Source organism: Cupriavidus sp. 01L46, assembly GCF_056399905.1.
The window spans coordinates 1-12036 of record NZ_JBFTSF010000206.1; the positions used below are offsets into that span (position 1 = coordinate 1).

The 12036-nt window shown below is 66.6% G+C and carries 14 protein-coding genes and 1 pseudogene; 12 read left to right on the plus strand and 3 right to left on the minus strand.

Going from position 1 to position 12036, the window contains the following annotated elements:
• From AC1DS3_RS27540 to AC1DS3_RS27585, 10 genes and pseudogenes are all read left to right on the plus strand, one after another.
• Positions 1-243, plus strand: a pseudogene (locus tag AC1DS3_RS27540) (ABC transporter ATP-binding protein); the annotation flags it as partial.
• Positions 244-485: 242 nt separating this feature from the next.
• Positions 486-1358 carry an urease accessory protein UreD gene (locus AC1DS3_RS27545; protein WP_477128352.1) on the plus strand — a complete coding sequence of 291 codons (873 nt, stop codon included), beginning with the start codon at positions 486-488 and terminating at the stop codon, positions 1356-1358.
• Positions 1359-1424: 66 nt separating this feature from the next.
• On the plus strand, positions 1425-1727 hold the full coding sequence (locus AC1DS3_RS27550) for an urease subunit gamma (protein WP_441633511.1): 303 nt from the start codon (positions 1425-1427) through the stop codon (positions 1725-1727).
• A gap of 44 nt (positions 1728-1771) precedes the next feature.
• Positions 1772-2395 carry a HupE/UreJ family protein gene (locus AC1DS3_RS27555; RefSeq protein ID WP_441633513.1) on the plus strand — a complete coding sequence of 208 codons (624 nt, stop codon included), beginning with the start codon at positions 1772-1774 and terminating at the stop codon, positions 2393-2395.
• 28 nt (positions 2396-2423) lie between these two features.
• Entirely contained in the window at positions 2424-2729 is a 306-nt protein-coding gene (locus AC1DS3_RS27560) for an urease subunit beta (protein ID WP_441633515.1), read from the plus strand.
• Positions 2729-4447 carry an urease subunit alpha gene (gene ureC, locus AC1DS3_RS27565; protein WP_441633517.1) on the plus strand — a complete coding sequence of 573 codons (1719 nt, stop codon included), beginning with the start codon at positions 2729-2731 and terminating at the stop codon, positions 4445-4447. The genes AC1DS3_RS27560 and ureC overlap by 1 nt, the downstream gene beginning before the upstream one ends.
• Before the next feature lie 9 nt (positions 4448-4456).
• Complete coding sequence (gene ureE / locus AC1DS3_RS27570) at positions 4457-5092, plus strand: urease accessory protein UreE (RefSeq protein WP_477128353.1); 636 nt, start codon at positions 4457-4459, stop codon at positions 5090-5092.
• Positions 5093-5114: 22 nt separating this feature from the next.
• Positions 5115-5807, plus strand: coding sequence for an urease accessory protein UreF (locus AC1DS3_RS27575; protein ID WP_441633521.1), 693 nt, complete (start codon positions 5115-5117; stop codon positions 5805-5807).
• A gap of 49 nt (positions 5808-5856) precedes the next feature.
• Positions 5857-6486, plus strand: a complete 630-nt coding sequence (gene ureG, locus AC1DS3_RS27580) for an urease accessory protein UreG (protein WP_150983949.1) — start codon at positions 5857-5859, stop codon at positions 6484-6486.
• A 346-nt stretch (positions 6487-6832) separates the two neighbouring features.
• Positions 6833-7852, plus strand: a complete 1020-nt coding sequence (locus AC1DS3_RS27585) for a threonine/serine dehydratase (RefSeq protein WP_441633523.1) — start codon at positions 6833-6835, stop codon at positions 7850-7852.
• An 11-nt stretch (positions 7853-7863) separates the two neighbouring features.
• On the opposite strand, the gene AC1DS3_RS27590 is transcribed toward AC1DS3_RS27585, so the two are convergent.
• Complete coding sequence (locus AC1DS3_RS27590) at positions 7864-8253, minus strand: helix-turn-helix domain-containing protein (protein WP_441633525.1); 390 nt, start codon at positions 8251-8253, stop codon at positions 7864-7866.
• A gap of 434 nt (positions 8254-8687) precedes the next feature.
• Between AC1DS3_RS27590 and AC1DS3_RS27595 the strand changes: the two genes are divergently transcribed.
• Positions 8688-9449, plus strand: coding sequence for a hypothetical protein (locus AC1DS3_RS27595; RefSeq protein ID WP_477128354.1), 762 nt, complete (start codon positions 8688-8690; stop codon positions 9447-9449).
• Positions 9450-9482: 33 nt separating this feature from the next.
• Here the strand turns inward: AC1DS3_RS27595 and AC1DS3_RS27600 are convergent, their stop codons facing one another.
• Positions 9483-10175 (minus strand): glutathione binding-like protein, encoded by a 693-nt coding sequence (locus AC1DS3_RS27600; protein ID WP_477128355.1) that lies wholly within the window; start codon positions 10173-10175, stop codon positions 9483-9485.
• A gap of 208 nt (positions 10176-10383) precedes the next feature.
• On the minus strand, positions 10384-11646 hold the full coding sequence (locus tag AC1DS3_RS27605) for an acyl-CoA dehydrogenase family protein (RefSeq protein ID WP_183034543.1): 1263 nt from the start codon (positions 11644-11646) through the stop codon (positions 10384-10386).
• Positions 11647-11838: 192 nt separating this feature from the next.
• Between AC1DS3_RS27605 and AC1DS3_RS27610 the strand changes: the two genes are divergently transcribed.
• On the plus strand, positions 11839-12036 hold a 198-nt coding region (locus AC1DS3_RS27610; protein ID WP_477128356.1), incomplete at its 3' end, for a LysR family transcriptional regulator.

Genomic DNA, 12036 nt, shown 5'->3' on the forward strand with positions numbered 1-12036 from the left:
GAACTGCTGATCCTGGACGAGCCGACCGARGGCATCCAGCCYTCSATCATCCAGGACATCGGSCGSGCGCTGCGSCTGCTGGTGGAYGAGTTCGGCATGACGGTGCTGCTGGTGGARCARTATTACGARTTCGCCCGGCAYCTGGCGGATCAYTACGTGGTGATGAGCCGCGGCGAAGTGGTGGCAAGGGGCGAGGGCGCGAAGATGGAAGAGGAGGGCGTGCGGGAGCTCATCGCGGTGTGATGCGACACGCGGTGCCGCATGATCGTAGTGCTGGTGTGTTCCCCCTCTCCCCGCCGCGCGGGAGAGGACGGACGCTTGCCGGCAGCCGATCGGGTGCGGTCCCGAATGTGGCTTCGAATGTGGCTTCGAATGTGGCCTCGAATGCAGCCTCGAATACCACTTCCAGTGCCCCCGGCCGCGCGCTATGATGCCCGCATCCAGCGCACGATGCATTGCCGGCTGCCTCCGCCATTCCAACATTCATGCGTCATCCAGACTTTCCTTCGACCCTCGCCGTGCCACCCGCATGGGAGGCCAGCCTGCGCCTGCGCTTTGCCGCGCGCGCCGAGCGCAGCGCGCTGGTCGAGCGCCGCCACCAGGGGCCGTTGCTGGTGCAAAAGCCACTCTATCCGGAGGGGCCTGTCTGCCATGTGGTGATCCTGCATCCGCCCGCGGGCGTGGCCGGCGGCGACAGCCTGGACATCGACGTGACGGTGGGCGCCGGCGCGCATGCGGTGCTGGCGACGCCCGGCGCCACCAAGTGGTACAAGTCGCTCGGCCGGGAGGCCGCGCAGCGCGTCACGCTGACGCTGGAAGCCGGCGCGCGGGTGGACTGGCTGCCGCAGGAGAACATCGTTTTCGATGACGCGCACGCGCGCCTTGCCACCACCGTGACGGTGGCGCCCGGTGCCAGCGCGATCGGCTGGGATGCGATCGTGCTGGGCCGGCAGGCCAGCGGCGAGACCTGGAGCCGCGGCACGCTGGGCATGGAGACCCGGGTGCAGGGCGGCGGCAGGCGCGCGCTGTGGATCGAGAGCGTGCAGCTGGACGCGGCTTGGGCGCTGCGCCAGGCGGTAGCCGGGCTGGACGGGCTCAATGTCATGGGCACGCTGTGGGCGGTAGGTGACGGTGCCACGCAGGAACTTGCCGAGACGCTGGCCGAGCAGTTGCCGTATCGGCCGGACCTGCGCGCTGGCGTGACGCGGCTCGAGCAAGACGGCCAGTCGATGCTGCTGCTGCGCGTGCTGGGCGCGCAGATGGAAGCGGTCAGGCACTTGATGGTGACGGCGTGGAGCGCGCTGCGCGAGCCGATCCACGGTGTACCGGCCAGGCCCCTGAGGCTGTGGGCGACGTAGGCGCCGGCGCAGTCATTGTTCATTGCGCACCGCGCGGACAACACAAGAAACAACGGGAATACCAAGATGGAACTCACTCCGCGAGAGAAGGACAAGCTGTTGATCTTCACCGCCGCGCTGCTGGCCGAGCGCCGCCGCGCGCGCGGGCTCAAGCTCAACTATCCCGAGGCGGTGGCCTTGATCACCGCCGCCATCATGGAAGGCGCGCGCGACGGCCGCTCCGTGGCGGAGCTGATGCATGAGGGCACGACCGTGCTCTCGCGCGAGGACGTGATGGACGGCGTGCCCGAGATGATCCCGGATATTCAGGTGGAAGCGACCTTCCCCGACGGCACCAAGCTGGTCACCGTGCACCATCCCATCGTTTGAACAAGAGTTTGAACAAGAGTTTGAACAAGACACGAGGTCAAGACATGAACCACTCCAACCGCTCGCGCGCCGTGAGGCTTGCCACCGTAGGCGCCGCGCTGGCATTTGCCAGCGCCGCCGCCGTCGCGCATCCGGGCCATGACGCCACCACCGTTGGCGCCAGCCTGTTTGCCGGCTTGCTGCATCCCTTCACTGGCATGGATCACTTGCTCGCCATGGTGGGCGTGGGCGTGTGGAGCGCGCTGGGTGCGCGCTCGCCGCGCGAAGCCTTGCGCATGCCCTTTGCCTTTTTGGCCTTGATGCTGGCCGGCGCGGTGCTCGGCCTTGCCGGCATGAGCCTGCCGCTGGTGGAGCCGATGATTGCCGCGTCGCTGCTGGTGATCGGCTTGCTGGTGGCACTGCGCGCCAGGCTGCCGGCATGGGCGGGGATGGCCATCGTGGGTGGCTTCGCCGTCTTCCACGGCTATGCGCACGGATCGGAGTTGTCGGCCACGGCCGGCGCCTTGCCCGCGGTAGCGGCCTATGTGGGCGGCTTCAGCGTGGCGACGATGGTGTTGCACGCGGCCGGCATCGGCCTGGGCGGCGCGCTGCGCCGCCACGCGGGCTGGCTGGCACGGCTGGCCGGTGCGGGCGTGGCGCTGTATGGCGTCGGCCTGATGGTTGCCTGAGCGCACTGACCTCGACAAGGAACCCATCATGATCCCTGGTGAACTGATGCCCGCTGAGGGCGAGATCGAACTGAACGCCGGCCGTGCCACGGTCAGCGTGGCGGTGGCCAACACGGGCGACCGCCCGGTCCAGGTCGGCTCGCATTTCCATTTCTACGAGACCAACCCCGCGCTGGATTTTGACCGCGAGGCCACGCGCGGCTTCCGCCTGAATATCGCCGCCGGCACCGCCGTGCGCTTCGAGCCGGGCCAGAGCCGCACGGTGGAGCTGGTGGCGCTTGCTGGCGCGCGCATCGTCTACGGCTTCAACGGCAAGATCATGGGAGCGCTGTGATGAGCGTGAAAATCTCCAGGCAGGCTTATGCCGAGATGTTCGGCCCCACCACCGGCGACCGCCTTCGGCTTGCCGACACCGGGCTCATCATCGAGGTGGAGAAGGATTTCACCGTCTACGGCGAGGAAGTGAAATTCGGCGGCGGCAAGGTGATCCGCGACGGCATGGGGCAGAGCCAGCGCATGGCCAAGGACTGCGTCGACACGGTCATCACCAATGCGCTGATCGTTGATCACTGGGGCATCGTCAAGGCCGACATCGGCCTCAAGGACGGGCGCATTGCCGCCATCGGCAAGGCAGGCAACCCGGACATCCAGCCGGGCGTGACCATCGTCGTTGGGCCGGGCACCGAGGTGATCGCGGGCGAGGGCATGATCGTCACCGCCGGCGGCATCGACAGCCACATCCACTTCATCTGCCCGCAGCAGATCGAAGAGGCGCTGATGAGCGGCGTCACCACCATGATCGGCGGCGGCACCGGGCCGGCCACTGGCACCTTTGCCACCACCGTCACGCCCGGTCCCTGGTTCATGGAGCGCATGCTGCAGGCGGTGGAAGCCTACCCGATGAATATCGGCCTGCTCGGCAAGGGCAACGCCAGCCTGCCGGGGCCGCTGATGGAGCAGGTCGAGGCCGGCGCCATCGGGCTCAAGCTGCACGAAGACTGGGGCACCACGCCCGCGGCCATCGACAATTGCCTGAGCGTGGCGGATGCCACCGACACGCAGGTGGCGATCCACACCGATACGCTCAACGAGGCCGGCTTCGTCGAAGCCACCGTGGCTGCGTTCAAGGGCCGCACCATCCATACGTATCACACCGAAGGCGCGGGCGGCGGCCATGCGCCCGACATCATCAAGGTGTGCGGCGAGCCCAACGTGCTGCCGTCGTCGACCAACCCCACGCGGCCGTACACTGTCAATACGCTCGACGAACACCTCGACATGCTGATGGTCTGCCACCACCTGGACCCGTCGATCGCCGAGGACATCGCCTTCGCCGAAAGCCGCATCCGGCGCGAGACCATTGCCGCCGAGGACATCCTGCACGACCTCGGCGCGTTCTCGATGATCTCCAGCGATTCGCAGGCCATGGGACGGGTTGGCGAGGTCATCATCCGCACCTGGCAGACCGCGCACAAGATGGCCGCGCAGCGCGGCAAGCTGCCCGGCGACCCCAACGACGCGCGCGGCGGGCATGACAATTTCCGCGTCAAGCGCTACATCGCCAAGTACACGATCAACCCCGCGCTCACGCACGGCATCGCGCACGAGGTGGGCTCGATCGAGGTCGGCAAGTGGGCCGACCTGGTGCTGTGGAAGCCGGCCTTCTTCGGCGTCAAGCCGAGCCTGATCTTGAAGGGCGGGATGATCGCCGCGGCAGCGATGGGCGACCCCAACGCATCGATCCCCACGCCGCAGCCGGTGCACTACCGCCCGATGTTCGGCGCCGCCGGACGCGCCCTGCACAAGTCATCGCTGACCTTCGTCTCGCAGGCGGCGCTGGCCGCCGATGTGGGCGGGCGCTACGGCCTGAACAAGGTGCTGTCGGCGGTACAAGGCACGCGCACCGTGGGCAAGCGCGACATGGTGCACAATGACTGGCAGCCGAACGTCACGGTGGATCCCGAGACTTACCAGGTGGTGGCCGACGGCCAGTTGCTGATCTGCGAGCCGGCTACCGTACTGCCGATGGCGCAGCGTTATTTCCTCTTCTGAAGGGCCGCTTTGCAAAAGATCGACAAACATCTCGCCGCCCCGCACGGCATCGCCGCCGTGCTGGTGCGCCGTGCGCCCAAGCTGGTGCTGCCTTTTTCCGAGCGCAGCAAAAGCCGCCTGCGCGCCACGCTCGATAACGGCGAAGAAGTGGCGCTGTTCCTTGCGCGCGGCACCGTGCTGCGCGGCGGCGACCTGCTGGTCACCGAAGGCGGGGTCTTTGTCGAAGTGCGGGCCGCGCCGGAGTCCGTGCTGCAAGTCGGCGCCAGCGATCCGCAGGCACTGATGCGCGCGGCCTACCACCTCGGCAATCGCCACACGCCGGTGGAAGTGGGCCGCGACTACCTGCGCCTGGAGTTCGACCCGGTGCTCGCGGACATGCTGGCCCGCCTCGGCGTGCAGGCCGAACGCGCGGAGCTGCMATTCGAGCCGGAAGCCGGCGCCTACGGCGGCGGGCACAAGCATGGGCACGATGCGACATTTGCAGAGGACTATGCCGCGGCGCAGGCAGTATTCCATGAGCATCATGGGCATGATCACGATCATGATCATGGCCATGGCCATGCGCACAGTCATGACCACGGCCACAAACATGGCCACGACCATGCGCCGCATGTGCATGACGAGAACTGCGGGCACAAGCACTGAGGCGTTGCGCTAAAGCCGTCCCATGACCCAGCTCTCCCAACTTATCTCGCTGCTGCACCTTGCCTCGCCGGCGCTGCCGATCGGTGGCTTCAGCTATTCGCAAGGGCTGGAGGCCGCCATCGAGTGCGGCATGGTGCGCGATGCCGGCAGCGCGGAGCAGTGGGTGCGCAGCAACCTGCTGGACGTGCAGGCGCAGTGCGAAGCGCCCGTGTGGCTGCTGCTGTATCGCCACTGGCGCGCGCTGGATGCAACGCGCCTGGCCGCATGGAACGACTGGTTCCATGCCACGCGCGAAAGCGCCGAGCTGCGGCTGGAGACGGAGCAGATGGGCTGGTCGCTGGCGCGGCTGGTGGCGCAGATGGAGTGGGGTGATGCCGCACTGCGCGCGCAGCTGGCGGCATTGTCGCCGGTGTGCCTGCCTACTGCCTTTGCCGCAGCTTGCGTGGCGCTGGATGTGAACGAGCGCGATGGCCTGGCGGCTTATTGCTTCAGCTGGGCGGAGAACCAGGTGTCGGCGGCGCTCAAGGCGGTGCCGCTGGGGCAGGTGGCCGGGCAGCACATCCTGCGCCGGCTGCATCCCGCGGTGCAGGAGACTGTCGACGAGGCCGTGCGGCGCGCCGATGCCGAGCCGCCGCTGCTGTCCACTTTTTCCCCGATGCTCGGTCTGCTGTCCGCGCGCCATGAGACGCAGTATTCGCGGCTGTTCCGTTCCTGAAGCGAACCACGGCAGCATGCAAACGATTCCCCAARACAAGATGTCCACCATGACCCAGGCTCGTACCAAGAAGAATCCTCCGTTGCGCGTCGGCGTGGGCGGCCCCGTCGGTTCCGGCAAGACCACCTTGCTGGAGATGCTGTGCAAGGCCATGCGCGAGCGCTATGACCTGGTCGCCATCACCAACGATATCTACACCAAGGAAGACCAGCGCCTGCTGACCATCTCCGGCGCCTTGCCGGCGGAGCGCATCATGGGCGTGGAAACCGGCGGCTGCCCGCACACCGCGATCCGCGAGGATGCCTCGATCAACCTGGAAGCGGTCGACCGCATGCTGGGCAAGTTTCCCGATGCCGACATCGTCTTCATCGAGTCCGGCGGCGATAACCTGGCGGCCACCTTCAGCCCGGAGTTGTCGGACCTGACCATCTACGTGATCGACGTGGCCGGTGGCGAGAAGATCCCGCGCAAGGGCGGACCGGGCATCACCAAGTCGGACCTGCTGGTGATCAACAAGACCGACCTGGCCCCCTATGTTGGCGCTAACCTGGAAGTGATGGAAAGTGATGCGCGCAAGATGCGCGGCGCGCGCCCGTTCGTGATGGGCAGCGTGAAGTCGGGGCAAGGGCTTGACGAGGTGATCGCGTTCATCGAGCGCCAGGGCATGCTGGGCGTGTAACGCCGGGCTGCCGCAGCCGCGTACGCATGCCGCCACAACGCTGCGGCTTGTGGCATACTTGCCGCTCCATGACGTTCCAATCGCTCGCCCCTTCCTCGCTGTGCCGTACCACCGATACCGGTGGCGCTGCTGCACGCGTGGGTGCCGAGCTGCCGGTCGGGGTTGCCTCCACGTCCGGCCTGTCGTCGCTTTCCGCGTCGATTTCCTTCTCGTTCTCCATTATTCGAATTATCCGGGGTCGCTGAGCTGCGGCTTTGGCTGGTGCTCGGTGGCCCGTGGTCCCTCCCTTGCCGTGCACGGCCATAGGGGCCTGCACGCGACCAACCGATTCGATGGAGAACACCCGATGTCCGATCTTTCCGACCTGCGTGCGCACGCCCGCTATCCCTTGCTGCCCGAAATCCAGAGCACCGCGCGGCGCCTGCAAGGCAAGGTGCTGGAGACGCCCGTGTGGCGCTGGCAGACCGGTGCGGCACTGCAACTCGATGCCGGCACGGAGGTCTGGCTCAAGCTGGAGCTGTTCCAGATCACCGGCACCTTCAAGGTGCGTGGCGCGCTCAACAGCATCGAGCAGATGGATGCCGCTGCGCGGGCGCGCGGCGTGGTAGCGGCCAGCGCCGGCAACCATGCCATGGCGGTGGCCTATGCGGCCAAGGTGGCCGGCGTCGGCGCCAAGCTGGCCATGCCCGCCACCGCCAGCCCCGCGCGCGTGGCGGCCTGCCGAGAGGCGGGCGCCGAGGTGCTGTTGCTGCCGGACGTGCATGCCGCTTTTGACCGCGCGTTGCAGCTGGTGGCCGACGAAGGCCGCACCATGGTGCACCCGTACGACGGCCCGCTGATCGCGCAGGGCACCGCAACGGTCGGGCTTGAGCTGATGCGCCAGGTGGCTGGGCTGGATGCGGTGGTGGTGCCGGTGGGCGGCGGCGGCCTGTGCGGCGGCATTGCCGCGGCGGTCAAGCAGATCAATCCGGCTTGCCGGGTCTATGGGGTCGAGCCGGAGGGCGCCGATGCCATGAACCGCAGCTTCGAGGCCGGGCGGCCGCAAGCATTGGAGCGCGTCACGACGGTTGCCGACAGCCTGGGCGCGCCTTATGCGCTGGACTACAGCTACGGCGTGTGCCGCCAGTTTGTCGACGGCATGGTGCGCGTTTCCGACGAGGCGATACGCGCGGCCATGCGCATCCTCTATCGCGATATGAAGCTGGCCACGGAGCCAGCTACCGCGGTGTCCACCGCGGCGCTGCTGGGGCCCCTGCGCCAGACGCTGGCGGGCAAGAAGGTCGCGCTGATCGTGTGCGGGTCCAATCTCGATGCAGCGCGCTTTGCCGAACTGCTGGCAATGGACGCGCTCGCCAGCGCCAGCTGAATCCGGCGCCGTCAGGCCTGCATGGCCCTGACGGCGATCGTGCGCGCCACCGATGCGATCACGTCCTGCTCGGCATCGGTCATCAAGGCCATGTGGCGCACCGTGACACGCTGTGCCGGCGTGATGTTGAACTCGGCGCAGCGTTGTTCCAGGACGAGCGCGCCGCCGCGGCCGCCGCTGTCGGCCTCGCTGAAGTTGAGCATCTCGCTGGCGTCCACGCCCAGCGTGCCGGCCAGCGCGCAGATATTGATCAAGGAGACATTGCGCACGCCGCGCTCGATACCGCTGAGGTAGGAGCGCGCCATGCCGCTTTCGAGAGCGAGCTTTTCCTGTGACCAGCCACGTTGTTTGCGCAGCTCGGCAAGGTGCAGCCCGAAGCGCTTGAGGGGATCGGCGACCATGGCTCTATACGTGATTGAGATCGGATCGAGGCTAAGGGTTTGACCTCTTTGTAGCGACGCCTTATAGTAGTACGCACTATAGGTAACTGGGCTGGCACTCATCGCATGTCATCGCATGTCATCGCATGTCATCGCATGTCCTCGCATGTCGTCGTATGTGGTCGCACGTCGCCGGACGTCGTTGCGTGGCAGGCGAAGTGCGGCGCCAACGCGTTGCCGGTAACCTGCGGATGATGCCCGCCGGCGAAGGATAGGAACTTGTCCAAATGTTACGAATGGGTTCCGCAGGCACAAGGAAGGAGGCGCTCCGCCTCGGCATCTTGTTAAGGCAGCGAGGGACCAGGCCAAAAAAGATCACGACCTCGACATAGAGGCACTCAAATCCCCGGGGAAGCGCGGCGCTGTATTTTTCCATTACGTGGAGAGTGGGTGCCATGCGCATTTTTTCGTTGTTCGACGCGCAGATGCGCGGCGAAATCCTGACGGGCGGAACCGCGTCGCAGTTGCGCGTGGGCCTGCAGGTAAGGGTGGTGCCGGAAGCCGCCGGCCTGGGCTGCAGCGGGGACTACGTCTTTTTGCGGCAAGGCGCGATGCAGGCCAGCATTGTCACCACACGCGCCGAGTGGTGGGCTTGCCTGCACGGCACGATCAAGCTGACCCCGGTAGGCGGCGAGCCGGTGCTGGTGTCGGTGGGCGGCGTCTATGCGTTGCGCCAGGCCGAGCGCGTGCATCTGGCGGTGCTGCAGGACACGGTATTGATCCGTGCGATCCTGGACCCGAATGCCGTCGGGCTGGTGGGAGCTGGCGTGACCAGCAGCTACGATGCCTTTGCCGTGGGCCAGGCGGATCTCTGGCAGGCCGATGGCGCACGGCGCGGTGCGGATGGCGTGCCGCGCGCGAACGCGGCTTTTGTCTCGCTGGCCGAGGGCGAGCCTGAATGGGCGCTGCGCCTGCGCGCGGGCGGGTTGAACTGGGCGGCCTGCCATGCGGGCACGCTATGCCTGCAGTGGCATTCGCCATGGCCGCACGTCGAGCGGCAGGTGGCGTACCTGCAGCCCGGCATGGTCTTCGCGCCGGATCCCGACGAGGCGTACCGGATCGAGGCGCTGCATCCCGTGGCGAGCCTGCTGTGCTGCCTGCAGGCGCCGGCGCGCGTGGCCGGCGCTGGCGAGATGCAGGTGGTTTCCCTGCATTGACCGCCTTGCGCCATGGCCGCGCGGGCGGGCTGCTCAGCGGCGCTGGTACTGCGTGGCGCCGAACAGGATTTCCCGTTCCTTGTCGCCGCTCAGCGGCTTGCGTTCCTGCGCCAGCACCGCGACGCCGCGCTTCACCGCGGGCCGCTCGGCGATCTCAAGGAACCAGCGTTTCAGGTGCGGATAGTCGTCCAGCTCCACGCCCTGGTTTTGCCAGCTGCGCAGCCACGGGAAGGTCGCGATATCCGCCACGGAGTATTCGCTGCCGGCCAGCCAGGCATGTTCCGACAATTGCTTGTCGATGACGCCGTACAGGCGCTTGGCTTCGTTGGTGTAGCGGTTGATGGCGTACTCGATCTGCTGTGGCGCATACATGCGGAAATGGTGCGCCTGGCCAAGCATCGGGCCGACGCCGCCCATCTGGAACATCAGCCATTGCAGCGCGTCGTACTTGCCGCGCACGTCCTCGGGCAGGAACTTGCCGGTCTTGCCGGCGAGGTAAAGCAGGATGGCGCCGGACTCGAACAGCGAGATGGGCTTGCCGTCCRGGCCGTCGGGGTCGACGATGGCCGGGATCTTGTTGTTCGGGCTGATCTTGAGGAAGTCCTCGCCGAACTGGTCGCCGGCGCCAATATTGATGGGGTGGACCTTGTACGCGAGGCCGCACTCCTCGAGCATGATGTGGATTTTGTGGCCGTTGGGCGTGGGCCAGCTGTAGACGTCGATCATCGGGAAGGGCTCCTGGCTGCGATCGTGCAATCGGTGAATCGCCACATCAACCACTGGCATGGCGAACCGCGCGATTTAAGCACAGAAGAAAAAAACGCGCAGACGGGCTGCGCGTTTTCCACGTTGCCAGCAGGGCCGGCAGCGAGACCAGTTGTGACTGGTTGTGGCCGGTTGTGGCGGATTGCCGATTGCTGCGGCTCGTTGCGGCTTAGAAGCCGCGTGCCACCGGCATGCTGATGTCGTCCGAGCTTACGCCCATGTGCTTGGCCAGCTCCAGCTTGGCGATGGCGTTGCGGTGCACCTCGTCCGGGCCGTCGGCCAGGCGCAGGGTGCGCTGGTGCGCCCACCAGTTGGCCAGCGGGAATTCGTCCGAGACGCCGGCGGCGCCGTGCACCTGGATGGCCCAGTCGATCACCTTCAGCGCCATGTTGGGGGCGACGACCTTGATCATGGCGATCTCGGCCTTGGCCACCTTGTTGCCGGCGGTGTCCATCATGTAGGCGGCCTTGAGCGTCAGCAGGCGCGCCATTTCGATTTCGCAGCGGGCTTCGGCGATGCGCTCGCGCGTCACGCCCTGGGCGGCCACCGGCTTGCCGAAKGCGACGCGCGACAGGGCGCGCTTGCACAGCAGTTCCAGCGCGCGCTCGGCCACGCCGATGCTGCGCATGCAGTGGTGGATGCGGCCCGGGCCGAGGCGGCCCTGGGCGATCTCGAAGCCGCGGCCTTCGCCCAGCAGGATGTTGGCTGCCGGCACGCGCACGTCCTTCAGCTCGATCTCCATGTGGCCGTGCGGCGCGTCGTCGTAGCCGAACACCGGCAGGAAGCGCTTGATGGTGATGCCCGCGGTATCGGCCGGCACCACGATCATCGATTGCTGCTCGTGACGGCCCGCTTCCGGGTCGGTCTTGCCCATCACGATATAGACCTCGCAACGGGGGTCGCCCGCGCCCGACGACCACCATTTGGTGCCGTTGATCACGTATTCGTCGCCATCGCGGCGGATGCTGCAGCAGATATTGGTGGCGTCCGACGAAGCCACGGCCGGCTCGGTCATCAGGAAGGCCGAGCGGATCTCGCCGCGCAGCAGCGGCTCGAGCCACTTGTCCTTGAGTTCTTCCGACGCGTAGCGCTCCAGCGTCTCCATGTTGCCGGTATCGGGCGCCGCGCAGTTGAAGACTTCGGCCGACCAGGGCACCCGGCCCATGATCTCGCACAGCGGTGCGTATTCCAGGTTGGACAGGCCTTCCGGGGCACGCTTGGAATGGGGCAGGAACAGGTTCCACAGGCCGGCTTCGCGCGCCAGCGGCTTGAGTTCCTCAATCACCTTGGTCGGGACCCAGGCGTTGCCGGCCTGGCGGTTGGCCTGGATTTCGGCGTAGAAGCGCTTCTCGTTCGGATAGATGTGCTTGTCGAAGAAGGCCAGCAGGCGAGCCTGCATTTCCTTGACCTTGGGGGTGTACTCGAATTGCATGTTGTCTCCTCCACCTCTGAATGAGGCCGGCATCGGTTGGGCCGCCGCGGGTTGCGGTAGGCCGTTCCCGGCACCGGCGGACGCGGTTTGCGCCGACTGGAGAGGACTGTACCGCAATCCTGGTAATTAGAAAAATGAATTTTCTGGATTTGACAGTATCAATACTGTGCATTCCATGCCAGAATGCCCGTCATGCAGCTATCCCGCATCGACCTGAATCTCTTCGTGGTGTTCGACGCTATCTATAGCGAAGGCAGCATCACGGCCGCCGCCCGCCAGCTTAACCTGACCCAGCCCGCGGTCAGCCACGCGCTGGGGCGCATGCGCATCTTGTTTGACGACCCGCTGTTCGAGCGGCGGGGGCAGGGCATGGCGCCCACGCCGCTGGCA

Excerpts from the sequence above, each read along its gene's own strand:
- AC1DS3_RS27555 (WP_441633513.1), top strand. The coding sequence starts at position 1,772 with ATGAACCACTCCAACCGCTCGCGCGCCGTGAGGCTTGCCACCGTAGGC.
- AC1DS3_RS27560 (WP_441633515.1), top strand. The coding sequence starts at position 2,424 with ATGATCCCTGGTGAACTGATGCCCGCTGAGGGCGAGATCGAACTGAAC.
- ureC (WP_441633517.1), top strand. The coding sequence starts at position 2,729 with ATGAGCGTGAAAATCTCCAGGCAGGCTTATGCCGAGATGTTCGGCCCC.
- AC1DS3_RS27545 (WP_477128352.1), top strand. The coding sequence starts at position 486 with ATGCGTCATCCAGACTTTCCTTCGACCCTCGCCGTGCCACCCGCATGG.
- AC1DS3_RS27575 (WP_441633521.1), top strand. The coding sequence starts at position 5,115 with ATGACCCAGCTCTCCCAACTTATCTCGCTGCTGCACCTTGCCTCGCCG.
- AC1DS3_RS27590 (WP_441633525.1), bottom strand. The coding sequence starts at position 8,253 with ATGGTCGCCGATCCCCTCAAGCGCTTCGGGCTGCACCTTGCCGAGCTG.
- AC1DS3_RS27550 (WP_441633511.1), top strand. The coding sequence starts at position 1,425 with ATGGAACTCACTCCGCGAGAGAAGGACAAGCTGTTGATCTTCACCGCC.
- ureG (WP_150983949.1), top strand. The coding sequence starts at position 5,857 with ATGACCCAGGCTCGTACCAAGAAGAATCCTCCGTTGCGCGTCGGCGTG.
- AC1DS3_RS27595 (WP_477128354.1), top strand. The coding sequence starts at position 8,688 with ATGCGCATTTTTTCGTTGTTCGACGCGCAGATGCGCGGCGAAATCCTG.
- AC1DS3_RS27585 (WP_441633523.1), top strand. The coding sequence starts at position 6,833 with ATGTCCGATCTTTCCGACCTGCGTGCGCACGCCCGCTATCCCTTGCTG.